Source organism: Flexivirga endophytica, assembly GCF_014640635.1.
In the GTDB taxonomy this organism is placed as follows: Bacteria; Actinomycetota; Actinomycetes; order Actinomycetales; family Dermatophilaceae; genus Flexivirga; species Flexivirga endophytica.
Genome location: NZ_BMHI01000005.1, coordinates 14,932 through 38,964 on the forward strand (window position 1 = coordinate 14,932; position 24,033 = coordinate 38,964).

Sequence of the window (24,033 nt, forward strand, 5' to 3'; positions counted from 1 at the left end):
ATGTGACCGGCGCCCGCTTCGTTGTCAGCGAACGGAACCTCAGATGAGGCCGAGCTCCTTGACGGTGTCGCGCTCACCCTGCAGCTCCTTGACCGACGTGTCGATCTTGCCGCGGGAGAAGTCATCGATCTCCAGACCCTGGACGATGCTCCACTTGCCATCGGCCACGGTCACCGGGAAGGAGCTGATGATGCCCTCCGGGACGTCGTAGGAGCCGTCGGACGGGACCGACATGGAGACCCAGGCGCCGTCGGTGCCGTTCTGCCAGTCACGGGCGTGGTCGATCGTCGCCGAAGCGGCCGAGGCGGCGGACGAAGCACCACGTGCCTCGATGATCGCGGCGCCGCGCTTGGCGACGGTCGGGATGTAGGTGTTGGCGATCCAGTCCTGGTCGCCGATGGCCTCGGCAGCGGACTTGCCGCCGACCTGCGCGTGGAAGAGGTCGGGGTACTGGGTCGCGGAGTGGTTTCCCCAGATCGACATCTGGCTGATGTCAGTGGTCTTGACCCCGAGCTTGGCGGCCAGCTGCGCCAGGGCGCGGTTGTGGTCCAAACGGGTCAGCGCGGTGAAGCGCTCGCCCGGGATGTCGGGAGCGTTGCTCATCGCGATCAGCGCGTTGGTGTTGGCGGGGTTACCGGTGACGGTGACCTTGATGTCGTCTGCCGCAACCTTGTTGAGCGCCTTGCCCTGCGGGCCGAAGATGCCGCCGTTGTCCTTGAGCAGGTCGCCGCGCTCCATGCCCGGGCCGCGCGGCTTGGCGCCGACAAGCAGCGCGTGGTTGACACCGTCGAAGACCTTCTCGGCATCGTCGCCGATCTCGACGCCGGCCAGCAGCGGGAAGGCACTGTCGTCGAGCTCCATGACGACGCCCTCGAGGGCCTTGAGAGCCGGAGTGACCTCCAGCAGACGGAGTTCGACCGGGGTGTCCGGGCCGAAGAGGTCACCTGCGGCGATGCGGAAAAGCAGGCTGTAACCGATGTTGCCGGCGGCGCCGGTGACGGCGACCTTGACGGGCGAAGCGCTCACGAGAACTCCCATTTGGGCGAGGGGACGGTCTTTCCCGTATGACGCTAGCAGCGCCCGGGACAGGCCTGGCACCGAGGTCTTGTCGCCGCCCGGATAGCCTGGTATGGCGCGACAGCGCCACGACCACCCGGCCCACATCAGTCCGGCAAGACTCAGCAAGGAGCCAGAAGCAGGCATGGAGAAGATCAAGGTCACGAACCCGATCGTCGAACTCGACGGTGACGAGATGACACGCATCATCTGGCAGTTCATCAAGGACCGGCTGATCCACCCTTACCTCGACGTCGACCTGAAGTACTTCGACCTCGGCATCGAGAGCCGCGACGCGACCGACGACCAGATCACCATTGACGCGGCCAACGCGATCAAGCAGTACGGCGTCGGCGTCAAGTGCGCGACGATCACTCCGGACGAGGCCCGCGTCGAGGAGTTCGGTCTCAAGGAGATGTGGAAGAGCCCCAACGGCACGATCCGCAACATCCTCGGCGGCGTGATCTTCCGCGAGCCGATCATCATCTCCAACGTGCCGCGCCTGGTGCCTGGCTGGACCAAGCCGATCATCATCGGCCGTCACGCCCACGCGGACCAGTACAAAGCGCAGAACTTCAAGGTGCCCGGTGCCGGCACCGTGACCATCACCTACACGCCCGCCGACGGTGGCGAGCCCGAGGTGCACGAGGTGGCCGAGTACGGCGACGACGGTGGCGTCGCGATGGGCATGTACAACTTCAACAAGTCGATCGAGGACTTCGCCCGCGCATCGCTCAACTACGCGCTGCAGCGCAAGGTGCCCTGCTACCTGTCGACCAAGAACACCATCCTCAAGGCGTATGACGGTCAGTTCAAGGACATCTTCGCCCGCATCTACGAGGACGAGTTCAAGGAGCAGTACGAAGCCGCCGGCATCACCTACGAGCACCGGCTGATCGACGACATGGTCGCCGCCGCGATGAAGTGGGAGGGCGGCTACGTCTGGGCCTGCAAGAACTATGACGGCGACGTCCAGTCCGACACGGTCGCACAGGGATTCGGCTCGCTCGGCCTGATGACCTCGGTGCTGATGACCCCCGACGGCAAGACCGTCGAGGCCGAGGCCGCGCACGGCACGGTCACCCGCCACTACCGCCAGCACCAGCAGGGCAAGGCGACCTCTACCAACCCGATCGCGTCGATCTTCGCCTGGACCCGCGGCATCGCACACCGCGGCAAGCTGGACGAGACCCCGGAGGTCACGCAGTTCGCCGAGACCCTCGAGCGCGTCTGCATCGAGACCGTCGAGGGCGGCCAGATGACCAAGGACCTCGCGCTGCTGATCAGCAAGGACCAGCCGTTCCTCACCACGGAGGAGTTCCTGGCCGCACTGGACGAGAACCTCCAGAAGGCCATGGGTATGACGGCCTGAGCCACGACAGCATCGGCGACGCCGGCAGGGAGCACATGCTCCCTGCCGGCGTCGTCATGTGCGGCCGCGCCACTTGGCCGGTGCGGCATTCCCGGGTAGTGGTTGATGACGCGCGTTCGGCGGTGAACCGGCAATACTGGCGACATGACCGACAAGCGTGAGGTCCGCAGCTGGCTGACTGACATGGACGGCGTCCTGGTGCACGAGGAGCACGCCATACCGGGTGCTGCCGAGTTCCTGGTCGGCTGCAGACGCTGGGACTGCGGTTCCTCGTCCTCACGAACAACTCGATCTACACGCCGCGTGACCTGCGAGCTCGCCTGAGCGCCAGCGGTATCGACATACCGGAGAGCGCGATCTGGACCTCGGCGCTCGCCACCGCCCAGTTCCTGGACGACCAGCGGCCGAACGGCTCGGCGTATGTCGTCGGCGAGTCCGGGCTGACCACTGCGCTGCACGACATCGGCTACATCATGACTTCGCGCGACCCCGACTACGTCGTGCTGGGGGAGACCCGCACCTACTCGTTCGAAGCCATCACCCGTGCCATCCGGTTGGTCGCGGGCGGAGCGCGTTTCATCGCCACCAACCCCGACCCGAGCGGACCGTCGGCCGAAGGTCTGATGCCGGCGACCGGTGCCATCGCCGCGCTCATCACCCGTGCGACCGGTGTCGAGCCCTACTACGTCGGCAAGCCCAACCCGCTGATGATGCGCAGCGCGCTCAACCGGATCGAGGCGCACTCCGAGACGACGGTCATGATCGGTGACCGGATGGACACCGACATCGTCAGCGGGCTCGAGGCCGGACTGCGCACGATCCTGGTCCTGACCGGCTCGACGAAGCCCGAGCAGGTCGCTCGACACCCGTTCGTGCCGACCCGCGTCGTGGAGTCGATCGCCGACGTCGTGCCGCTCGTGGACGACTTCGCACCCGAGGACTGAGTCCGAGCCCGAGTCCGAGCCTGAGTCCGGGCCTGAGTGCGGGCCCGCGGCCGGGAGGTCCACGCCCGAACAGCACCTGAATCGTCGCCAGGCTGGGTGTGGTGTCTCTGTGACCCCAGGGGCCGCAGGACGTGCGTCCAGTCACGCTGATGACACGCCATTGCAGGGTGCCCTACCACCACGTACCTGACGTTTGGTGACTTATTTCACCGATGTGCAATACAGGCGACCAGTACACCTGTCTTGCACGATTCTTTGTCGGCTGCAATTCACCAGCAATATCTAAGCATCGTCCCCTGGTTGACCTTTACTATCTCTTTACCTCCACAAAATGGAGGCTTTACCCTCTCAGGGGAGAGCTAATGCCGCATGTCTTCATGCCCGAGCCGAGCGCAGATCTGGCGACACCACAGCGCCCGGTTCCGCTGTCACTGACCGCCGGCGACGGTCGACGAGCGGCACGGACGAGCCCTCGTATCGCCATCGCCCACGACTACCTGACCCAGATGGGCGGCGCCGAGCGTGTGGTGCTGTCCCTGGCGAAGGCGTTCCCGGAAGCACCGATTTACACCACGCTGTACGACCCCGACACGACGTTCCCTGAGTTCGCGGATCTCGACGTCCGGGTGTCGGCGCTGGACCGACTGACACCGGCGCGCAAGCACTACCGGGCAGCCTTGCCGCTGCTGCCGTTGGCCGCGCGCTCCATCCATATCGACGCGGACATCGTCGTCGCGTCGTCCTCCGGCTGGGCGCACGGCTTCACCACTGACGCGAAACGACTCGTCTACTGCCACACGCCGGCACGCTGGCTCTACGTCACCGAGGACTTCCTGGGCGACCGGCCGAGTCCGGTGGCCGCAGGAGCGCTCCGCATGCTCGGTCCCACTCTGCGACGCTGGGACCGCCGTGCCGCAGCCCGGGCCGACCGCTACCTCGCCAACTCCGCGGTCGCAGCCCGTCGGGTGCGCGAGTGCTACGACATCGACGCCAGCGTCGTGGCGCCGCCATACCGCGTGGATGTGAAGGGCGACCGGGTCCAACCGGCTGCGCTGCGCGACCGCGGTTGGACCGATTTCCATCTCGTCGTGTCGCGGCTGCTGCCCTACAAGCACGTCGACCAGGTGCTCGCCGCGTGGCGCAACCTCCCGAACGAGCATCTGGTCGTCGTCGGCACCGGTCCCTTGGCGGACCAACTGCGCAGGCAGGCTCCGCCGAACGTCGCCCTCCTCGAAGGCGTGCCCGACGCCGAGCTGCGCTGGCTCTATGCAAACGCCGAAGCGTTGATCGGGGCGAGCTACGAGGACTTCGGCCTGACGGTGATCGAGGCTGCTGCATTCGGCACGCCGGCGCTGGCGTTGCGCTCGGGCGGCTACCTGGAGACGGTGGTGGACGGGCGGACCGGTCTGTTCTTCGACGAGCCGACGGCAGTTGCGATCGCAGACGCCGTACGCCGCCTGCGGGCTCATCCGCTGTCACGGCTGCGGGTCACCGACCACGCCGCGAAGTTCAGTGAGGCCAGCTTCGTCGCGCAGATCCGTGCGGCAGTTGACGACCTGGCCGACGAGGGCCGGGAGGCCGACTCGGTGCAACCGAGTACGCCGGCACTGCCCAGCGCCTAGGACAACGAAGGTAGGACGACGAAAGGCCGCCCGTGGTGATCACCACGGGCGGCCTTTCGTTGGCGTCAGGCGATGCGGACGACTCAGCCGGCGGACGTCGGCGCCGGGGCTTGTGTGCTGGCCGGAGCCGGGGCCTGGGTGGAGGTGGCGGGCGCCGAAGTGGTGCTGCTCGGGGCGGCGGTGGACGATGTCGAGGACGGCGTCGAATCCGTGGCCTTCTTGGCCACGGCCGTGCTGGCGCCCGGGGCCGTGCAGTTGCCGTTGCCGTCACGGCCACACTGCTGGTTCGGTGCCGGGATTAGCGCACTCCACGCCTTCGGCCCGTCCAGCGTGAAGCTGTACTGGAAGTGCACGTACTGCGCACTGCTGGTACTGCCGAACAGGCGGTACTGGCTGTCACACGATCCCGCGGGGATGGTGATGGGGAAGCTCGGTCCGGTGAGCGCCTTGCCGCTGTTGCTCTCCGCCGCCCAGATGTAGATGCTGCCACCGGCGGTGGTGCACGTGTTGGCGGGGTCGGAACAGATCAGCAGGTAGTAGCTCTGCGTCTGCGGTGTGGATCCGCCGGGGCACTTGCAGCTCGCGCCGTTCAGCGTGAAGGTCGGGACACACGGTGGCGATGCGGCTGCTTTGGGGGCGGCACCGAGGGCGACGGCGGCGGGAACCGCCCACGCTGCACCCTTCGCCACTGTGCGCCGGGAAAGGCCGCCGGGCTCGTTGCTTTCCATGTTTCCTGCCCCCACTTGTGTGCTGGGTGAATGCGACTGGTTGCCGCAGGGTCAAGCATGACTGTGAGGTGCGGCCGTCGCCGCAAATGCACGTCACGATGTTCCCAGTATGACTGTTTGCGCGGGGCTGCACGTCCCAATAGCAGATATTAGGGTGTAGTGGTGAAGTCGGCAATAAACAGCTGCTTCAAGTTGCAAAAAAGGATGACCCGGGCAAGAAACCGACGTCACTGAACGGGCAACTTCTCCAGCAATCGCTCGAACTCACCGGCGCGCTGCTGCCACGTGGGTATCTCGGCTGCATTCGCGGAACCCGTCGCCTCGTGGGTCAGCACCTCAGCCACGGCTGCCGGGAAACGTGCAGCCTCGGCGACGATGGTCCCGGCCAGCTCGCGGAAGCCGGCCACTGACGTGCTGACCACCGGCCGGCCCGCAGCGGCGTACTCATATGCCTTGATCGGGTCCAGGCTCTCGGTGAACGGCGTGACCACGTGCGGTACGACGAGTGCGTCGGCGTGCTGCAGGTAGGCCGGCACGAACGACGCAGGGCGCGCACCCAGACGTATGGCGCCGGACGCGTCGAGCCGCGCCCGATCCTCGCCGGTGAGGGCGTCCGGCCCGACCAGCACGAGCTCGTCGCCGGCAGTGCGGAGCAGGTCCGCGGTCGCGCAGCACACATCGATGTCGAGCCGGTCGCTGTGCAGGGTCCCGACATACAGGGCGACGCGGCCGGTGGGCAGATCATCGGGACGCGGATGCGGTCGGGCGTAGAGATGGAGGTCGACGGCGTTCGGGATCAGCGCGACCGGACGAGTTGCGGACTTGGACTGCTGCAGCGCGGGGGAGCACACGATGACCTCGGCACACGCGTCGAGCAACAGCGCTTCTTGCGCGCGCAGCCGAGCGAGTTCGCTCGCCGGTCGCCGCGCGAGCAGCCAGTCGTCAGTGATGTCGTAGATCGCCGGCCAGTCGACCCGGGCGAGAAGCTCCGCGCCACGCGGGTCGTTGACCCACAGCAGCGGGTCGGCCAACCCCAGACGGTCGGCTGCGGTCACGACGGATCGCGCCCACCGCTCGTCCTGCCCGGAATCGAACCTGCGCGGCAACCACTTGGTCTGCTCCAGCACCGTGATCCCCGGCTCGCTCATCAGCGGCCGCAGTCCGCGGGCGGCTCGTGGCCGATGGCGCTGTCGCGCCGCGTGCAGCGGGTCGACCGAGGGTTCGACATACAGGACGTCCCCGATGACGCCGTTCGCGCGCAACCGGGTGAGGAGGTGCTGGTTGCGGCGCCATACCTCGTCCCACCGCTCGAGCGAGATGAAGACGACGGGTCTCGCCCTCACAGGACGCTCCGATAGACCTGCGAGGTCAGCTCGACCTGCCGCTCGAGGGTGAAGCTGCGTTGTTGCGCTTCGTGCAGGGACGAGCCGACCCGGTCGCGTCGGGAGGGGTCGGCTGCGAGCTCGGCCAGTATCCGAGCGCCGGAGGCAATGTCGCCCGGCGCGAAAAGCGACTCCGGCGTGACGGATCCGACCGTCTCGACATGTCCGCCGGCCCCGCTAGCGACCACGGGTAAGCCGCACGCCATCGCCTCAACCACGCTGAGCCCGTAGGCCTCAGCCGGGCACGGTGCGAGGAGCACACCGGCAGAACGCATCAGCACACGGGCGTCCGCGACTCGTCCGAGCAGACTGGTGCGGTCGGCAATCCCCAACGCGGCGAGTTGTTGCTCGATGCGAGGACGCAGTGCGCCGTCACCGGCGATGTGCAACCGCCAGCCCTCGTCGAGCAGTCCGGACGCGGCTGCGATCTCGACTCCCTCGGACGTTGCCTTCTCCGGCTCCATCCGCTGCGCGATGAGGATCACCGGCGCACGGTCCGGCGCCGGCACGAGTCGCTCCGTGGACACGCCGGCATGGATCACCGTGCAAGGTCCCTCGATGAACGCGGCCGCATAACCGCTCACCGCGGTCTCTGCCGCGATCGCTCGGGACACCGTGTGGCGCAACGCTTCTCGCCGCAGTCTCGTGGCACCACGGGACTGCGGTGTATGGCGCGTGGCGACCACCGGCGTGCGGGACAGACGTGTCCCCAGATATGCCGCGAGGTCGGCGGCCGTGAGGTGCGAATGGATGACCTGTGTGCCGGACCTGCGCACCGCGAGGACAGCGTCCCATACCGTGCGTGCAGGCGTGAATCCCACGCCGTACGAGGTCAATTCGGTCTGCATTCGCTCCGGGGCGCCGCCGACGACGCTCACCTCCAGTCCGGCGCGTGCCTGCGCGGTCGCGAGCGTGCGGATGTGGGCCTCGACCCCGGCGTAGCGGTCGGAGGCCGTGACGTGGGTGACCGAGATCGTCATACGTTCGCGGCCTGGCGGTCGTCGGCGATGTCGACCGCTGTGCCGCGCGCGTCATCGACGACCTTCTCGTGTCCACCGAGCGCGATGCCGGCGATGAGCAGCGGCAACGATGCGGTCACCGACAGCCAGAAGATGTCCAGCTGCCCCTGCACCGCCCGGTCGACGAGCACCGCGAGGGCGAGCGTGCCGTAGGTGGACTTGAGACGAGCAGTCACGACGATCGAGCCGATCAGGAAGAGCAGGAAGGCCGCCAGACCGATCAGTCCGGTGGTGCTCAGGACCTCCAGCTCAGCGTTGGGTGGTTGGAAGTTCACATCGAATCGCGAGGAGTACCACCAGCGTTGGCCGGCGCCGAAGAGTGGGTCGTCGCGCCATACATTGATCGCGTCGGTGAACCATTCGACACGCTGATGGGCCGAGTTGTGGCTGTTGTCCGACCGCAACTGCTCCCGCAGGGTCAGCACCGAGACGATGATGGCGGGCACCGCCACCAACGGCAGCAGTGCCGACCGTCGGTGCTCACCACGGCGCAGCATCGCGACCAGGATTGCGGCCGCGAGGCCGACGATGGCCTGGCGCGACTGGGTCATCCCGATCGCGACGCCGAAGAGGACGAGAAGCGGGGTCGCAAGTCGCCCGAGTCGCATCCACGGCGGATGTACCGCGCAGACGACCGCGATGAAGCCGATGGTGGTGCCGAGATAGTTCTTTCCGCCGCTGAAGAACAGGTCGGGGTCGACGGGGCCGAAGTGTCCCTTGGCATACCGCAGTAGACCGTCGACGACGACGATCACAGCCATCGCGGTCGCGCACAGCAACAGCAGCAGCAACCCCGCGCGGGCGAAGCCGCGGCGGCCGATGGTCCATCCGACGATGAGTGCCCCCATCACCAGCACGACCTCGTGCGGCCATTCGACGAGGTTGTCGCGGTAGGGATTCGCCGCGAGGGAGAGCGCAAACGCCGCGAAGTATGCCGCAGCCAGCCACAGCAGCGTGCGCAACGTGTGGCTGAACGGCCGTGGCGCGAGCAGGAGGGCCGGCACGAACGCCAGGGCGAGCGCGAGGTCGGCGAACGTGACGCCGTTGGAGCCGACCCCGCTTGCGCGGTAGGCGACCAACATGACCGGCAGCAGCAGGATCGGCAGGAGCGCCGGCTCCAGGGCCGACAGCCCGGTCAGCGCGGCCAGACCGGCGACCGCGAGCGCGATGTGAGGGTGATGTGGCAGCAGGTAGCCGATCGTCACCGTCATGACGATGACGAGTGCGACGAACATTCCGGTGCGCAGCCGGTCCGCGAGCTGACGGGAGGGGGCCATCATCGCGGTCGCCCCCTACTCCGTGTGCTCTGCCGCAGTAGCAGCACGCACGTGTTCATCTCGAACAGCGACCGGGCCGCGCAGGTAACGGCGCATCCGGCGCCGCGACTCGACCCCGCTGTCACCTCGGAGTATGACAGAGCGCAGCCCTGCTCCCATGATGATTGCGGATCGTGCGACCGCCCATCCCGCGCGCCCGTAATGCTTGCGATGGAACGTCTCCTGGGCTGCGTGGAAGTGCGCGTCCCGCACCTCGGTGTCGCTGCTCGTCGCCGCGCCGATGTGGGTCGCCCGCACTTCGGGTATGACGGCGTGGCGCCAGCCGAGCATGACCGCTCGTTTCGCCCAGTCGGTCTCCTCGGCATACAGGAAGAACCGCTCGTCGAAGCCGCCGACCTGTGCCAGAGCTTCGGCGCGCAGCAGGAGGACGGAGCCGATCACATATTCGTCGGCGGGCCGGTGCAACCGGTCGAGGCCGAGAGCCTCGCGCCATACGCCGGCCGGGCTGGGGATTGGCCACCCCACCCGGGACGTGTGCCCGTCGGCGTCGACCTGGGCGGGGCCGACGGAGGCGAGGTCCGGCTCGGCCAGCAGCCTGGCCTGCAGTCGGTCGATTTGGGCGTCGGTGACCACCGCGTCCGGGTTGAGCAACAGCACGTCACCAGCCGGATCTCCTTGCGCCAGACCGATATTGACGCCTGCTCCGAACCCTCCGTTGCGCCCTGCGTCGAGGTAACGCACTCCGGCCGCGCGGCAGACCTCCGCAACGTCCGCCCGCGAGCTGTTGTCGACGACCAGGACCCGGTCGGGACGCAACGGCTGCAGACACCGTGCGAGGTATGCCGGTGCGCCATACGCGACGATCACGATCTGTACCGGGCGCGGCATCGGCAGGGCCGCGTGGGTCACGGTCCGGTAGAGGTCGATGTACTGCCCGGCGATGGATCGCCAGTCGAACTGCTCCGCACGCCGCAGCCCTGTGGCCCGCAGCGCGGGTCGACTTTCGCCCACCGCCTCGCGGAGTGCGTCCGCCAGCGCCGTCGGGTTGCCCTCGGGCACGACGCGGCCGGCCCCGCCGACCACGTCCGGCAGCGCTCCGGAGTCACTGGCCACGACGGGCGTGCCACAGGCCATGGCCTCGACGGCGACCCGACCGAACTGCTCCACCCAACTGTTGGTGGTGAGCGACGGAACCGCGAGCACATCGATAGCCCGGTAGAAGTCGGCAAGGTCTCCACCGTCGAGCGCCCCGAGCAACTGGACCCGTTCACCGAGCTGTCGGTCGGCGATCGCGCCGCGCAGCTCCGCGTCGGCCGACCCCGCCCCGGCGACACGGAGAGTGAGTTCAGGGGCCCGCTCGATGGCGTCGAGCAGGACGAAGACGCCCTTACGGCGTTCGATGCGGCCGGCGTAACCGACAACAGTCGTGGTCACCTCGGCGCCGGGATCGGCGTGCGGTCGGAAGACCGACCGGTCGACGCCGAGTCCGATGGTCACAGGCCTGCCGGGAAAGCCCTTGCGGCAACAGATTTCGCCGGCAACGTCGTTGCACACCTGCAATCCGGCGGCACCGCGTAACGCGGCGCGCTCGAGCCGGCGGAACGGCGCGGGGTAGCGCTTCTCGATGTTCTGCGCAGAGTAGAGCGTGTATGGCGCGCGCTGCCGCGCGAGTTTGCGCAGCAACAGGATCTCCGCGGTGGCCAGTGCGAACGGCTCCTCGTGGATGTCGATGACGTCGACGGGCGCACGCAACGCAGCCCACACCGGACGCGGGTCGTAGAGGAATAAAGCGGGGTGGGTTCCAAGTGTCCGGACCCCGGTCACCGGCTCGTCGAGCACTGGATCGAGATCGACTGTGCGACCGGCTGTGTTCCAGCGTTTCGCGGTGAAAAGGTCTATGTCCACGCCCGATTCGCGGATCCGTTGCTCGCGTTGCCGCCACGACCGGACCACTGCGCTGTGTGAGAAGCGTAGAACGCGCACTCGACTACACTCCTCCAGAACGACGGGACAGCAGGATATCCGCCGCGTAACGTTGAGATCAGGGGCTCCGGCCCGCCCATGAGTTCAGGGAGATCGGCGCGTGACAGTTCGGGAGTTCCTCACCATATTGCGTCGCCAATGGCTGACCCTGGTCATCTGCATCCTGGTCGTCGTCGGTGTCACCGCGGGAGTCACCCTGCTCCAGGCGAAGGTCTACACTGCGACAGCATCCGTCTATCTGCAGACCGGCGTCGTCACGAAGAGCGACGCCGGCAGCGTCGTGATCAACGCGAACGACCTCGACACCTATATCGCTGTGCTGCACTCGCCGGAGGTCGTCAAGCCACTGCGCAAACGGGCCGGGCTGCCGGCCGGTTATCCGATCGATGTCGCGGCGTCCGCCAACTCGAAGGCGAACATCCTCACCGTTGTCGTCAAGGACGCCGACCCGGCCCGTGCAGCGCGCATCGCGAATGCCGTCGGGCCGCAACTCGCCAAGAGCGCAGCGACGTTCTCCACCCTGCTCCAGGTGAGCGGGCAGGAGGTCACCTCGATCCCGGTGTCGCCGGCGACCACCCCGAACGAGCCGTCCTCCCCGAACCTCGAGCGCAACCTGGTCCTTGCCCTGCTGACCGGGCTGCTGCTCGGCGTGGGCGTCACCCTGATCCGCAACACCGTGGACACCAAGGTGCGCGACGAGGCCGACCTGCACGCCGCGGCCGACGCCCCGGTGCTGGCGGACCTGCCGGTCGAGAAGCAACTCGCCACAGACGGAGTGCTCCGGGACTGGTCCGCGGACAGCTCCCACCACAGCTACCTGGAGGCGGTGCGGCGATTGCGCACCGGCCTGATGTTCGTCGATGTCACGACCAGTGGTCACACCTTCGTGATCACGTCAGCGGCGCCGGGCGAGGGGAAGACGACGACCTGCGCCAACCTGGCGCGGGCACTGGCCGAGGCCGGCTCGCGCACTCTGTTGATCGACGGTGACCTGCGACGGCCGAGCATCGCCAGAATGCTCGGTCTGGAGGGCAGCGTCGGACTGACGACGGTGTTGCTCGGCGGTGCGAGACTCGAGGACGCCATCCAGCCGTTCGGCGACATCGAGCTCGATGTGCTCACGTCCGGCGAGGTCCCGCCCAACCCGAGTGAACTCATCGGCTCCGATCGGATGGCGACGCTCATGGCGAACCTGCAGGCTCGTTACGATTTCGTGTTGATCGACAGCCCCCCGGTGCTGCCCGTCGTGGACGCGATGCTGCTGCACAAGCTGGCATCGGGTCTGGTCATGGTCGTCGCAGCAGGACGCACCCGCAAACGGGACCTGCTGCAGGCGGCGAAGTTCTTCCACAACTCCGATGTCGAGATCAGTGGTTTCGTCCTGAATCTCGCCGGTCGTCGCCGCGCAGGAACGAGCTACTACCGCTACACGTATCAGCCGGAGAAGGGTGCGATCGCCACGCCCCGTGTCGCGGAGGGCCCGGCGACTCGCCGTGGTGCAGCGGACAGTAGGAAGGCCGTCAGCAGGAAGAGATCGCACCGACAGCTCAGTCGGCGATGAGCAGCCCGTCCTGACACAGCGAGCTCAGGAAGACACGCACCTCGTCGGCGACATCGCGGTCGGGGACCCCGGCTCGCGCGGCCACCCGTCGCACGATGTCCTCTTCCGAAGACCCGTTCACGCAGTCCCAGATGATCGTGGCATTGCCTTGCAGGACAACGACATTGCCCAGTAGCTGGGCGATGAAGACCCGGTCGTCCCGCCGAGCCACGGCAACCTGCGCGGACTGGCGGAAGCAGCTCATGATCTGCCCCTGCGGCTGGTGATCTCACGCGTCGCCAGCGACAGGCGGCGCATGAACTCCCGGACCATGTCGGCACGAGACGGCTCCCGACCCCTCAAGGTGCGCAGGTGATCGCGGTTGACCTGCAACGAGCGGACGGCGAGCGACGCCTTGGACCGGATTCCGGGCGATGCCTTGATGCGTGCGCGCCATTCGGTGGTCCGAGCGGCGTCGGGGCTCGAATTCACTTTCCAGAGCAGGTAGTCCGGGCGATGCCGGAAATCCTCCAGTCCGCCGACGGCTGCGGCGAAGGCGACCTCGGCCTTCATGGTCCCGACGAGATCGCGGATCCGCCGCTGAGTCGTGACGTCAGCGGTCCGCCATACATGCTCGACGTCCAGCCGGGAGCGATGGTCGCCGTGCGAACGAGCCGCATGCAGCAACACGATCAGTGCCTGCGCGTCGAGGCTGGGGACCGCGCAGTCGACCTGGGCGATCGGCGTCTGGCTCCGGCAACCCCAGAACGCGTCGAACGCCTCGTCCGGGGGCAGACCCACGCCAGGGATCAGGCGATGCAGATCGAGATGGCCGAGGGTTTCGTGGTGCCAGTTCTCCGCGTGCTCGAAGGGGGAGCCGGTGGAGAAGTGCCCAGTCTGCTGCCAGCCGTGTTCACTCAGCGCTGCCCGCAGGGTGGCGATGTGCGGAGGCCGGACGAGCAGATCGACGTCCATGCTGACCCGGCCGGGGTGGCGCAACTCCGGATCGAGGGCGAGGCCTTTGATGTGCAGCGCGTCGATCCGTCGGCTGTCGCACAGCAGTTGAACGACGCCGTGGGCGAGTTCGATGCGCACCTGTGCCACCTCGTGCTCGGCCCACTCCGTTTGCGTCATCGCGCCGATTGTCGCAGAAGGTCGGCATGGTGCTGTTGACGTCCGTAGCCTTTGTTCGTGACCACACCGCTCGTCCTGCCGTCGCTGCTGCTCGCACTGGTGCTGACCGTCAGCGCGGTGTTCAAGCTGCGCGACGCGGTGACCTCGACCGACGCCTTCGTCTCGTTGCGATTGCCCGATCGACTGCGTGCGTTGAAGGTGCCCGTTCTGTTGCCGTACGCCGAGTTGTTGCTCGCCGTCGCATTGGTCGTCGTCCCGGAGCCCGGCTACGTGGTGGTGACCGTCGTGACGGTGTTGCTCTTCGTCGCATACCTCGCCGTCATCGTGCGAGCGCTCGGTTTCGAGGAGCGGGTTGAGTGCGGCTGTTTCGGTCGTCTCGGCCTGGGCGACGTCGATCGGCGTACCGCGGTGCGCAACGGTGTGCTGGTGCTGGTGGCGTTGGTCGCCCTCGGCGACGCCGTGGCAGGTCACAGCGTCATTGAGCGGCTGGTCGATTTCGGTGTCACCGAATGGGGTTGGCTGATCGGAGTGGCGGTCGCGATCGTCCTCACCTGGCTGGTCGTGGGTCGGCGGAGTGAGGCCGCGAACGCGACGCCGACGACCTCGGAGCCGGCTCAGGGGGACGATCAGCTCGACTACGAGCGCCGGCCGATCCCGTATGGCGCCCTGCTCGACCGGACGACCGGAGAGTCCGTCCCGCTGTTCGCGGTCGGTGGCGGCAGGCCGGCGCTGCTCGTCTTCGTCAATCTGTGGTGCGGTCCGTGCGTGCGGACGATGGAGATGTTGCCTTCCTGGGCCGGCAGACACTCGGCGATCCGGACCATCGCCATACCGCCCGGGACAGGATTCGACGAACTTCCTGACCTCGGCCCGCACGTGTCCTGGATGGAGGACCCAGCGGCCACCGTGGCACGCACCTTCGCCGTGACGTACCCGTCGGCGGTGCTGTTCGGCGTCGACGGAATGTTGGCGGGTGGGCCGGAGAGCGGTTTCGACGGCATCAGCAACTTTTTGGACGAGATCTCCGAGCAGTTGGCCGAAGCGGGCGTGCCGGCAAGTGGAGCACCGTGATTATTCACCTGCCTACGGCGCTACACCATTTCTCGCCATCAAACGGCTCGGCGGTGATGACAGTCATCGATGGGCTGGCCCGTGCTGGCGATGAGCGTCATGCGGTGCTGGTTGCCCGCGCGACCTCTGCCGATCGTTACGACTCCGCCGATGTGATTGAGTACGCCGCCGGTCCATACCTGGATCGCCACGGTCGCACCAAGGATGCGCTGCTCTCGCGTGCCGGTGCCGGCAAGCCGGGGATCATCGCCTCGTATGGCGACGTTGCGCATGCCATCCCGGACGGTGACCACGTGCTGTTGGCGCACAATGCGCCCTTCTGCGGTGGACGATTTCTGCCCGGGATGGAATTGCTCTACGCGCACAATCTGATCGTTCCGCATCACAATTGGATCGCGGCACGGCGTGCGGTGGCCGGCTACTCGGGCATCATCGCGGTGAGCGACTGGCTGGCGAATGCCACCCAGCATGCACTCGGTCCCCGGTCCCGGACTCCGATACACGTGGTGCGCAACGGCGTCGACACCTCGACCTTCACGGTTCCGGACCGGCCGGAGCATGACCGGGTCAGAGTGCTCTTCTTCGGGCGAGTGGTGCCGGCGAAAGGCCCGGACCTCCTGTTGTCCGCACTGTCCCGGCTGGGTCGGGATGACATCGAGACGCACATCGTCGGCAGCAGCGGCTTCTCGCCATACGGGCCGCTGACCCGGTATGAACGAGCGCTGCGCCAGATTGTGCCGGCAGTCCCCGGACCGGTGACATTCCAGCCTTTCGTCGATCGCCGTGCGATCGTCCCCGTGCTGCAGGAAGCTGACATCATCGTTCTGCCGTCCCGTTGGCTAGAACCGCTCGGGCTCGTTGTGCTCGAGGCGATGGCCGTGGGCGCGACCGTCATCGTCGCCGAGACCGGAGGCATGCTCGAAGCAGGTGGCGACGCAGTCCTCAGCTTCAAGCGCGGGAGTCGCCGCGCGCTCGCAGACGTGCTGGATGCCGTGGTTGGTGACCGTGCACTCAGACAGCGCCTCGGCGCGGCAGCCCGGGCGCGCGCAGAGAGGTTCGACTGGGCATTACAAGCGAAGGCCCTCGATCGGGTGCTGGGAACGGTGCAGGCAACACCGGCGCCGGCATGAGCCCTGCCTCTGAGGGTGGACGCAATCCTTCGTGGTCGGCAGTGCGGTCCCGGGAAGGCCGTGACACAGAACGTGTGCGGCCCCTGCATTGGCCCGGACTCGACGGCTTGCGAGGTGTCGCTGCGGTCGCGGTCGTCCTCTTCCACGCCGGCTTCGGTCCAGCGGTCAACGGCTACGCGGGCGTCGATGTCTTCTTTGCGCTCAGTGGCTTCCTGATCACCTCGCTGTTGTTGCGCGAGCGAGCTCGTTCCGGGGCGATTGCGTTGGGACGCTTCTACATTCGGCGACTACTCCGCCTGTACCCCGCACTGCTCGCCACCTGCCTCTTCGTGGTTCTCGTAGCCGCAGCCACGCACAAGCTGGACCGGGAGGTCGGCCCGGCAGTGGCTGCGCTCCTGTATGTCGCCAACTGGTGGATCTACCTGGGCAAGCCCGCGCCGCTGTTGGACCACACCTGGACGCTTTCGATCGAGGAACATTTCTACGCGATCTGGCCTGTCGCGCTGACGTTGTTGCTCGGTCGCGAACGACGCCGTCGAGTGATCGGTTGGGTGGTCGCCGGGGTCGTGTGCTTGTTGATCGCACTGCCGTGGCCGAGCGGGATAGACAGCGTTCGAGAGTCTTACCTGCGCGGTGTCCCGATTGTTTGGGGAGCCCTGCTCGCGATGGTGCTGCAGCGCTGGCAGCTGCCGCGTCGTTTGGGCTCAGTGCTGCTCTGGGGCGGGTCGGCACTGCTGCTGGTTCTGCTGTTGACACCTACCCGACTCGGGACCGACTTCGTGACGGGTCCAGTGGGTGCGGCGGGGCTGCTGTCAGTGCTGCTCGTGGCGACAATCGTCAGCTCGCCCGGTGGGCGTGGCGGTGCATGGGGGAGCGCTCCATTGGGCTGGCTCGGCCGACGGTCGTACGGCCTGTACCTCTACCACTTCCCGCTCCTCAGTCTCTTCGCTCACCAGCTGAGTGTCGGCCCGTCGTGGTTACGTCGACTCATTGCTCTACCAATGGTGTTGCTGGTGACAGCAGTGTCTTACCGTGTGCTGGAGTCGCCGTTCCTCAAGCTGAAGGACAAGCGGTTCTCGAGCGCACGTCGGGAGGTCGCGTGAAACTGAGGTACGTCCGTGCGCTCACCCCCGATGATCATGTCTCCTTGAGCGCGTGCAGACGCAATCTCGACAGCCGTCCACGGGTGGGCGGCCGTGGTAAGAACGCGAGTGAGTGACACGTCGGGCCGCCGTGCGTCGGCCCCGGATGAGGAACCAGATGCCGGCCGCGAAACGCTCAGCCGCCGGGACCTGCAAGATCGCGCGATTCGCGGTGCCAGTTGGACCATGATCCACACGGTCACCGGTGTGCCGGTGGCCTTCTTCGTGAACTTGCTTCTGGCTCATGCCCTTGGCGTCGTCCACTACGGTCGACTCGCGTTCCTGATGACGCTCATGGATGTCGCGACCGGAATCGTCGCGCTCGGCGTCACGACGGGCACAATTCAATTCGGTGCAAAGGCGCACGCTGCCGGACGCCGCGACGAAGTGCGGCTGCTGTTGTCGAAGGCGCAGGGCTTTCGTCTTTTGGTAGCCGCGCCGTTGCTCACGGTCGTGGTGGTCCTCGTTGCACATGTGTCGACCCCGATGCTGCTTCTGGCGTTGGTATTCGGCGTGTGGATGCCCGGCTTCCTGGACGGCGCCACCACCTGCCTGGGCATCGAGAACAAGACGGCCTGGGGCGCCAAGATTGGCATGCTGGTAAATCTGATCATGCAGGCCGGGGTTGCCATAAGCGTGCTCATCACGCACCAGGCGGACGTCGTGTGGGTGACCCGGCTCATTCTCGGTGCTGTCGGGGTCGGACTTGCCCTTCTGGTCATCGACCCGGGCTACCGGTCCGCCGTACTTCGCCCGAGCATTCCGAAAGGAATGCCCGCAGGTTTCTGGCGCTTCGCGATACCAACGGCCCTCGCCGGTGTGGTTGCCACCCTGGTCCTCTCGCGCACCGAGGTCTTCTTCCTCGCATGGCTCGGCGATGCCGCTGCGGTCGGATACTTCGCGCTCGCCTTCGGTCTGGCGTCGCACATCTTCGCCCCCGCGCAGGCGCTCGTCGGGCCGCTCATGCCGGCCATCTCCGGGCTACGCGAGGTCGATGTCGACTCGGTGAAGGATGCCTTCTGGCGCACTATCCGCACGTCATCGCTGATGGTCGCAGCGCTCTGCGTGGTCGGTGTCCCGGCTTTCGCCCTGCTGATCCCGGTCCTTTATGGGGACGCCTTCAGCGTCTCCGCGCCGATGTTCGTCGCACTCAGCATCTCCGCGGGTCTGCTGATCGCGGCTGGACCGGTTTCCGCATTCGTCATGGGTCGTCTCGCGGCCAGGGCGATGCTGATGATCAATCTGGTGGCGCTTGCCATCGACGCAGGTTTGGCCGCGTCGCTCATCCCCGTCATCGGTGCGTGGGGCGCGGTGCTCGCGAATATGTCGGGCGCGGTCACGTTGCTGACTCTGTTGGTGCGAGCCGAACTACGGGCGATGGCTATTTCCTGGCGTGACCTGCTGGGGGAGGTGCGATCACTGGTCGTTGCGCTCCCGATATGTGTGCTTGTGTGGTGGGCAGCAGGGCACCTCGGGCTGCCAGCTGTGGTCGAAGCAGTCATTGCGGGACTGGTCGGCACTGCGGCGTGGGTCATCGTCGTCCGGCTCGTACACGGTGGGGTCACCGAAAGCGATGCACGGGCCCTCGAGCGTGTCGTGCCGCCGCGCGGCCGGGCGCTTGTCGCGCGGCTGCTGGCGTCGGTCGTGACCAAGAGGAAGACATGATCGATAGACGGTCATGCCTTCGCAAGACCCTGGACTCGGTGGCGTGGGGCCGTCGGTGGACTCTGTTGCAGATGGCAGTTCGACTCGCTGTCTGGCAGAAACCGCTGGGAGATCGGGTTCTGACGGTGAGATTTGCGATACTTCCGGCATGACAACTGGTGCCGGGACTACTGCGGCTGTCGTCATCGCCACGTATAACCGCAGCGCCTACCTGCGCGAGTGTCTTCGGCACGTGGCTGTTCAGGATCTCCGGCCTGCTCAGATCGTCGTGGTTGATTCGTCCGAGGGGAACGAGACAGCTCGGGTCGTTGCGGAGGTCCCTGAAGTCACGTACCTGCGGAACCTCCGTGGTCGAGGCAGCACGGGTACGGCAAAGAAGATGGGCTTGGAAGCCACGAACGCAGAGGTGGTGGCGTTCCTCGACGACGACGCCTATCCCGAGCCGTCGTGGCTGCGCGAGCTGATGAGCCGCTACGTCGATGAAACTGTCGCTGCAGTTGGGGGCCGTGCTAGCAATGGCATCGACGGTGAGGAGGCTGTGGGAATCGACGCCATTGGCCGACTTCTTCCTGATGGGACGCTGACCGGCTATTTCGCCTCCGACCCCGGCCGAGACATCGACGTCGACCACCTGCTCGGAGCAAACATGTCACTCCGCCGAAACGTGGTCGACGCGCTCGGTGGTCTACAGGACTACTACCCGGGAACGTGCCTTCGCGAGGAGACCGACATGCTCCTGCGTATGCGTTCCGCGGGCCATCGCGTCGTCTACACCCCCGACGCCTTGGTCCGGCATGTTGCAGGCACCTATGCCAAGGGACGGCGGTTTGACCTCCGGTACGACTTCTACGGCGCCCGTAACCATGTCGTCCTTCTTGAGCGCAGCCTGGGGTTTCGCGACCCCCACCTTCGCGCTTACCTCGGAGGGGTGCCTCGCGGGGTCGCGCAACTGGTCGGAGCAGCAGTGGCGGCGGCCGCGGGCCGGGGCTCAGGGACCCGCGGGCGGACTCGTGCGGCGGTCGGGAGGTTGGCGCGGGCCGGTGTCCTCGCCAGTGGGACTGTGGTTGGCATCGGTGTGGCTGCCCGGCTTCGGCTGCTCGACTCAGGTGACGGTCGTCGGCGCCGTGAGAGGAAATCGGCGCAGTGAGAGGAAATCGGCGATCTGAACTCTCAGTACTTCAGGTCGCAGCAGGTCTCGCGACCACCGCAAACTGGAGCCATTGGTATTCGCCGAAGAGTGGTGCGAGTCGGCGGACTTTACTCCAGCGACCTGTGTACCACTGGTTGTTGATGCCCTGTACCCGCTCGACCCGGTAACCGGAGCCTTCGAACATCTCGACCATCGTTGCCTTTGTGAAGAAGCGCAGATGCGTGTGGTCGAGAGTTCCCGCGTCTGTGTAGTCCCAGCGACGCCGCGCCAAAACACGAGCGATGACCGGCAGGTAGAGGATGCTCGGCAGGCTCGCGACGATGACACCCTTCGGCGCCAGGTGCGCCTTCGCCGCCGCAAGGGCTGACCATGGGTCGACCATGTGCTCCAGCACGTCGTTGAAGACGATGCAGTCGAACCGCTCGTCCGACGGCAGTGCGTCCGGGAAGAATCCCGAGACAACGTCGTCGAAGCCGGCCTCTCTAGCCTGGTCCGCCGCCGCGTCCATCGGCTCGACACCGACGAGGCGCAGCTCCGTGCCGAAGCGTCGACGCAGCAGCCCCCCGAAACCACCGCCACCACAGCCCACATCGAGTACGGAGGTCACGCCATCGGGGACAAACGGCACAATTTCGGCTCGGTCTCCCACGTCGTAGAGAGACTGCCGCGGACCGGGCGGCGGGGGTGTGGTGGCAGGAAGCTGCATTTGGCGATCGTAGCCAAGCGGGCCGGCCCGTGGCTCCCAGTTGCCAGGCGCAGCGGCTGAGGTGCCACTAGCATTCGCCCCATGGTGTTGGTGTCAGTAGTGGTCCCGGTATATAACCCGGGCGGCTTCCTGAACCGCGCCATCGACTCCGTGCTCGCACAGACGATGGACGACCTCGAATGTGTGGTTGTCGACGACGGCTCGAGCGACGACCTGGCGTGGGTTGCTGAGCACGCCGACCGTCGCCTGCGCTATCTGCGCCAGGAAAACCATGGTGTCTCTATCGCCCGCAACGTCGGGGTCCTGAACGCGCGAGGGCGGATCATTGCGTTCCTCGATCAGGACGACGAATGGCTACCGGCCAAGCTGGATCGCCAGCTCCAGCGACTTGAGAGCGTCCGGAACGCGTCCTTCTGCTACACCGGCTTCGACTGGGTGCGCGGTGAGCATGCCGAGCACGCAGACCCGCAGCAGGTGACGTACCGCGGCCTGCTGACCGATCAACACGTCTGCCTCAGCAGCGTGATCATGAAGCGGTCTGCGTACCTCTCTGTCGGTGGTCACGACCCGCTCCTACGGATCATGCAGGATTACGACCTCTTCCTCCGCCTGTGTCGTCTCGGTGAACCCGTTGGCGTCGAGGACTCGCTGGTCCGCTACCACCTGCACGATGCCAACGTGTCAGCCGACTATCGGGCTGCGGCGAAGGAGCGCTTTCGGCTCATCCAGGCACACCGAGACGCCGCCGAGCGCGACGCTGACCAGTCCACCGTCGCCGCGTGTGATGCGGGACTCCGGCGCACCCGGGAGTTGTACGGGTCGCAAGCCCTGGATGCCGCCCGAGCCGCTCACCACCAGTCCGATCTGCGGGAGACAGTTGCGCACTTGTATGCCGCGTGCCGCCTCACTCGAGGCGCGATCATCGCGTCGCTGCGTCCGGCGATCGGCTCTCGACTCAAGAGATTCGGGCGCCAGGATCACTTCCGGGCTGAGCGGTAGAGGTGGTCGTAGGCGTCGATGACGTGCTCCATCGAGAACTCGTGACTGCGGGTGAATGCACGACGCTGTAGGTCCGCACGGTGCTCACTGTCGGCGAGGACCCGGACCAGCGCATCGCCGAGGTCGTCAAGGTCGGCGAGGACGCCGGCGTCACCGTTGTCGAGCACGTAACGTGCACCGACGTTCGGAGTCGCGACGACCGGTGTGCCGGACGCCATCGCCTCGGCATACGGGATGCCGAATCCTTCGTAATCGGAGGGCAGGCAGAAGACCCAGGCCGCCGAATACGCCTGTGCCAACTCGAGATCCGTGAGTCGGCCCAGGACTCGAACGCCCTCGGGCAGGTCTGCTGGAGCGTCCTGGGCAACCATGAGCAGCTCGGCGTCCGGCACACGGGGTCGGACCCGGTCGGTGAAGATCCGCGCCAATTTCGACCCGCGCTTACGGTTGTGCCACGTGCCGACGAAGAGCACCGTCGGATGATCGGTCTTGGGAGCAGCGTCGGGGTTGAACCGTTGCGTGTCGACGCCGTTCGGTATGACGTCACGGACCCATGGCGTCCAGCGGCGCGTGCCGGGGGAGACCAGGACCGTGCGGTCCGCGACCAGCGTCGCGAGAACCTCGCTCAGCCCGAGCGCGGTCATGCGCAGCTTCTCCTTGGCGCCCGGGATGTGCAGTGCTTCTTCGAAACAGCTGCCGTGCATGGTGCGCACATGGAGTGGACAGCGACGGCGCCACAGCCAGTAGTCGTCGCCGTGGGCGTGCAAGACGTCGAATCCACTGAAATCCAACGACTTCAGAGATCGCGCGAAGCGGAAGGTCCGAAAGGGACCGCTCAGCTCGACGTGGTGGTGTGCGTAGCGCGCTCCCTCGACCGGTGGGCAATTGCTGAACATCGTCACGCGATGTCCGCGGTCCGTCAGGGCATTCGCCAGAGCATGTGCCTGGTAGCCGACGCCGATCTTGCTACCGCTCGGCAGGTAGTTGGACACCATCGCGATCCGCAGCGGATCGACGGTGGATTCAGTCATCGATGTCTGCCCGGAAGTGCTCGATGGTGCGGCGCAGACCCTCTTCCAGCGGTGTGACCGGCTCCCAGCCGAGCGCTTCCTTCGCGAGTGTGATGTCCGGGCGGCGCCGGGTCGGGTCGTCCTGGGGGAGCGGCCGGTGCTCGATCGGTGACGTGCTGCCGGTCAGTTTCACGACGAGTTCGGCGAGCTCGAGCATGGTGAACTCGCCGGTGTTGCCCAGGTTGACCGGGCCGGTGAACGACGGGTCGGAGTCGATCAGCGTCAGCAGGCCGTCGATCATGTCGTCGACGTAGCAGAAGGAGCGCGTCTGCAGGCCGTCGCCGTAGATCGTGATCGGCTCCCCGCGCAGGGCCAGCATGATGAAGTTGGAGACGACCCGCCCGTCGTCCGGGCGCATGCGCGGGCCGTACGTGTTGAAGAGGCGAGCGACCTTGATCGGCAGGTTGTGCTGGCGGCGGTAGTCGAAGAAGAGGGTCTCCGCGCAGCGCTTGCCCTCGTCGTAGCACGAGCGGATCCCGACCGGGTTGACGTTCCCCCAATAGTCCTCGGTCTGTGGGTGGACGTCCGGGTCGCCATACACCTCGGACGTTGAGGTGAGCAGGATCTTAGCGCCGGTGCGCTTGGCCAGGCCGAGCATGTTGATCGACCCGTGCACGCTCGTCTTGGTGGTCTGCACCGGATCACGTTGGTAATAAACCGGGCTCGCGGGGCACGCGAGGTGGAAGATCTCGTCCACCTCGACATACAAGGGGAATGTCACGTCGTGTCGAATCAGCTCGAACGCCGGGTTGGCGAGCAGGTGATGCACATTGGAGCGCATCCCGGAATAGAAGTTGTCGGCGACCAGAACCTCGTCGCCACGGTCGAGCAGGCGCTCCACCAGATGGGATCCGATGAATCCGGCGCCGCCGGTGACCAGCACTCGTCGATCGGTCACGACACGCTCACCCTTCGTCGAACAATCAAGTTGCCGTTGCAGCCCGCTTCATCGAACCACGGCCCGCAACATATCGCTGAAACACCATGAAACACGTTGCTGCCTGTCAGACTCCGCAGAAGAAGTCCTTGTGGGACGGGTCAGG

Annotated in this window: 20 protein-coding genes and 1 pseudogene; 10 read left to right on the forward strand and 11 right to left on the reverse strand. The window is 66.5% G+C overall.

What is annotated here, in order from left to right; all coding sequences use genetic code 11:
• Positions 1-39 precede the first annotated feature (39 nt).
• Complete coding sequence (locus tag IEX71_RS15365) at positions 40-1,038, reverse strand: malate dehydrogenase (protein WP_229749850.1); 999 nt, start codon at positions 1,036-1,038, stop codon at positions 40-42.
• Between the two features lie 163 nt (positions 1,039-1,201).
• On the opposite strand from IEX71_RS15365, the gene IEX71_RS15370 reads away from it, so the two are divergent.
• The 3 genes and pseudogenes from IEX71_RS15370 to IEX71_RS15380 all read left to right on the forward strand — a co-directional run bounded on the left by IEX71_RS15370 (position 1,202) and on the right by IEX71_RS15380 (position 4,994).
• Positions 1,202-2,428 (forward strand): NADP-dependent isocitrate dehydrogenase, encoded by a 1,227-nt coding sequence (locus tag IEX71_RS15370; RefSeq protein WP_188837949.1) that lies wholly within the window; start codon positions 1,202-1,204, stop codon positions 2,426-2,428.
• Between the two features lie 144 nt (positions 2,429-2,572).
• Positions 2,573-3,372: pseudogene (locus IEX71_RS15375) on the forward strand (HAD-IIA family hydrolase).
• Between the two features lie 362 nt (positions 3,373-3,734).
• A complete protein-coding gene (locus IEX71_RS15380) occupies positions 3,735-4,994 on the forward strand; it encodes a glycosyltransferase (protein ID WP_229749776.1) in 1,260 nt (419 codons plus the stop codon).
• Positions 4,995-5,077: 83 nt separating this feature from the next.
• Here the strand turns inward: IEX71_RS15380 and IEX71_RS15385 are convergent, their stop codons facing one another.
• The 5 genes from IEX71_RS15385 to IEX71_RS15405 all read right to left on the reverse strand — a co-directional run bounded on the left by IEX71_RS15385 (position 5,078) and on the right by IEX71_RS15405 (position 11,383).
• The gene (locus tag IEX71_RS15385) at positions 5,078-5,722 is read right to left on the reverse strand and encodes a hypothetical protein (RefSeq protein WP_188837950.1); all 645 of its coding nucleotides are present in this window, start codon (positions 5,720-5,722) and stop codon (positions 5,078-5,080) included.
• A 227-nt stretch (positions 5,723-5,949) separates the two neighbouring features.
• Positions 5,950-7,065 (reverse strand): glycosyltransferase, encoded by a 1,116-nt coding sequence (locus IEX71_RS15390; protein ID WP_188837951.1) that lies wholly within the window; start codon positions 7,063-7,065, stop codon positions 5,950-5,952.
• Entirely contained in the window at positions 7,062-8,084 is a 1,023-nt protein-coding gene (locus IEX71_RS15395) for a glycosyltransferase family 4 protein (RefSeq protein WP_188837952.1), read from the reverse strand. Before IEX71_RS15395 ends, IEX71_RS15390 begins: the two co-directional genes overlap by 4 nt.
• Positions 8,081-9,403, reverse strand: coding sequence for an O-antigen ligase family protein (locus tag IEX71_RS15400; RefSeq protein WP_188837953.1), 1,323 nt, complete (start codon positions 9,401-9,403; stop codon positions 8,081-8,083). The genes IEX71_RS15395 and IEX71_RS15400 overlap by 4 nt, the downstream gene beginning before the upstream one ends.
• A gap of 12 nt (positions 9,404-9,415) precedes the next feature.
• The gene (locus IEX71_RS15405) at positions 9,416-11,383 is read right to left on the reverse strand and encodes a glycosyltransferase (RefSeq protein ID WP_188837954.1); all 1,968 of its coding nucleotides are present in this window, start codon (positions 11,381-11,383) and stop codon (positions 9,416-9,418) included.
• A 100-nt stretch (positions 11,384-11,483) separates the two neighbouring features.
• On the opposite strand from IEX71_RS15405, the gene IEX71_RS15410 reads away from it, so the two are divergent.
• Positions 11,484-12,944 carry a tyrosine-protein kinase domain-containing protein gene (locus tag IEX71_RS15410; protein WP_188837955.1) on the forward strand — a complete coding sequence of 487 codons (1,461 nt, stop codon included), beginning with the start codon at positions 11,484-11,486 and terminating at the stop codon, positions 12,942-12,944.
• Here the strand turns inward: IEX71_RS15410 and IEX71_RS15415 are convergent.
• Positions 12,931-13,188, reverse strand: coding sequence for a PqqD family protein (locus IEX71_RS15415; protein ID WP_188837956.1), 258 nt, complete (start codon positions 13,186-13,188; stop codon positions 12,931-12,933). The two genes, IEX71_RS15410 and IEX71_RS15415, sit on opposite strands and share 14 nt — an antisense overlap.
• Positions 13,185-14,057, reverse strand: a complete 873-nt coding sequence (locus IEX71_RS15420) for a nucleotidyltransferase family protein (RefSeq protein WP_188837957.1) — start codon at positions 14,055-14,057, stop codon at positions 13,185-13,187. The genes IEX71_RS15415 and IEX71_RS15420 overlap by 4 nt, the downstream gene beginning before the upstream one ends.
• 57 nt (positions 14,058-14,114) lie before the next feature.
• Here IEX71_RS15420 and IEX71_RS15425 point away from each other — a divergent pair, with 57 nt between their 5' ends.
• The 5 genes from IEX71_RS15425 (at position 14,115) to IEX71_RS15445 (ending at position 20,212) form a co-directional block, all read left to right on the forward strand.
• Complete coding sequence (locus IEX71_RS15425; protein ID WP_188837958.1) at positions 14,115-15,128, forward strand: TlpA family protein disulfide reductase; 1,014 nt, start codon at positions 14,115-14,117, stop codon at positions 15,126-15,128.
• Between the two features lie 56 nt (positions 15,129-15,184).
• Complete coding sequence (locus IEX71_RS15430) at positions 15,185-16,258, forward strand: glycosyltransferase family 4 protein (protein WP_188837959.1); 1,074 nt, start codon at positions 15,185-15,187, stop codon at positions 16,256-16,258.
• Positions 16,259-16,332: 74 nt separating this feature from the next.
• Entirely contained in the window at positions 16,333-17,361 is a 1,029-nt protein-coding gene (locus IEX71_RS15435; RefSeq protein WP_188837960.1) for an acyltransferase family protein, read from the forward strand.
• A 225-nt stretch (positions 17,362-17,586) separates the two neighbouring features.
• Entirely contained in the window at positions 17,587-19,065 is a 1,479-nt protein-coding gene (locus tag IEX71_RS15440) for an MATE family efflux transporter (RefSeq protein ID WP_188837961.1), read from the forward strand.
• A gap of 148 nt (positions 19,066-19,213) precedes the next feature.
• Positions 19,214-20,212, forward strand: coding sequence for a glycosyltransferase family 2 protein (locus tag IEX71_RS15445; protein WP_188837962.1), 999 nt, complete (start codon positions 19,214-19,216; stop codon positions 20,210-20,212).
• A 31-nt stretch (positions 20,213-20,243) separates the two neighbouring features.
• Here IEX71_RS15445 and IEX71_RS15450 read toward each other — a convergent pair whose 3' ends face one another.
• The gene (locus IEX71_RS15450; protein ID WP_188837963.1) at positions 20,244-20,921 is read right to left on the reverse strand and encodes a methyltransferase domain-containing protein; all 678 of its coding nucleotides are present in this window, start codon (positions 20,919-20,921) and stop codon (positions 20,244-20,246) included.
• An 81-nt stretch (positions 20,922-21,002) separates the two neighbouring features.
• Between IEX71_RS15450 and IEX71_RS15455 the strand changes: the two genes are divergently transcribed.
• Positions 21,003-21,920, forward strand: coding sequence for a glycosyltransferase family 2 protein (locus IEX71_RS15455; RefSeq protein WP_188837964.1), 918 nt, complete (start codon positions 21,003-21,005; stop codon positions 21,918-21,920).
• Here the strand turns inward: IEX71_RS15455 and IEX71_RS15460 are convergent.
• Both IEX71_RS15460 and IEX71_RS15465 read right to left on the reverse strand, forming a co-directional pair.
• Entirely contained in the window at positions 21,899-22,951 is a 1,053-nt protein-coding gene (locus IEX71_RS15460) for a glycosyltransferase family 4 protein (protein WP_188837965.1), read from the reverse strand. The genes IEX71_RS15455 and IEX71_RS15460 overlap by 22 nt on opposite strands.
• Positions 22,944-23,888, reverse strand: a complete 945-nt coding sequence (locus IEX71_RS15465) for a UDP-glucuronic acid decarboxylase family protein (RefSeq protein ID WP_229749777.1) — start codon at positions 23,886-23,888, stop codon at positions 22,944-22,946. Before IEX71_RS15465 ends, IEX71_RS15460 begins: the two co-directional genes overlap by 8 nt.
• Between the last annotated feature and the right edge of the window lie 145 nt (positions 23,889-24,033).

Excerpts from the sequence above, each read along its gene's own strand:
- IEX71_RS15395 (WP_188837952.1), bottom strand. The coding sequence starts at position 8,084 with ATGACGATCTCGGTCACCCACGTCACGGCCTCCGACCGCTACGCCGGG.
- IEX71_RS15415 (WP_188837956.1), bottom strand. The coding sequence starts at position 13,188 with ATGAGCTGCTTCCGCCAGTCCGCGCAGGTTGCCGTGGCTCGGCGGGAC.
- IEX71_RS15380 (WP_229749776.1), top strand. The coding sequence starts at position 3,735 with ATGCCGCATGTCTTCATGCCCGAGCCGAGCGCAGATCTGGCGACACCA.
- IEX71_RS15430 (WP_188837959.1), top strand. The coding sequence starts at position 15,185 with ATGACAGTCATCGATGGGCTGGCCCGTGCTGGCGATGAGCGTCATGCG.
- IEX71_RS15420 (WP_188837957.1), bottom strand. The coding sequence starts at position 14,057 with ATGACGCAAACGGAGTGGGCCGAGCACGAGGTGGCACAGGTGCGCATC.
- IEX71_RS15440 (WP_188837961.1), top strand. The coding sequence starts at position 17,587 with ATGATCCACACGGTCACCGGTGTGCCGGTGGCCTTCTTCGTGAACTTG.
- IEX71_RS15365 (WP_229749850.1), bottom strand. The coding sequence starts at position 1,038 with ATGGGAGTTCTCGTGAGCGCTTCGCCCGTCAAGGTCGCCGTCACCGGC.
- IEX71_RS15450 (WP_188837963.1), bottom strand. The coding sequence starts at position 20,921 with ATGCAGCTTCCTGCCACCACACCCCCGCCGCCCGGTCCGCGGCAGTCT.
- IEX71_RS15445 (WP_188837962.1), top strand. The coding sequence starts at position 19,214 with ATGACAACTGGTGCCGGGACTACTGCGGCTGTCGTCATCGCCACGTAT.
- IEX71_RS15385 (WP_188837950.1), bottom strand. The coding sequence starts at position 5,722 with ATGGAAAGCAACGAGCCCGGCGGCCTTTCCCGGCGCACAGTGGCGAAG.
- IEX71_RS15400 (WP_188837953.1), bottom strand. The coding sequence starts at position 9,403 with ATGATGGCCCCCTCCCGTCAGCTCGCGGACCGGCTGCGCACCGGAATG.
- IEX71_RS15460 (WP_188837965.1), bottom strand. The coding sequence starts at position 22,951 with ATGACTGAATCCACCGTCGATCCGCTGCGGATCGCGATGGTGTCCAAC.
- IEX71_RS15370 (WP_188837949.1), top strand. The coding sequence starts at position 1,202 with ATGGAGAAGATCAAGGTCACGAACCCGATCGTCGAACTCGACGGTGAC.
- IEX71_RS15455 (WP_188837964.1), top strand. The coding sequence starts at position 21,003 with ATGGTGTTGGTGTCAGTAGTGGTCCCGGTATATAACCCGGGCGGCTTC.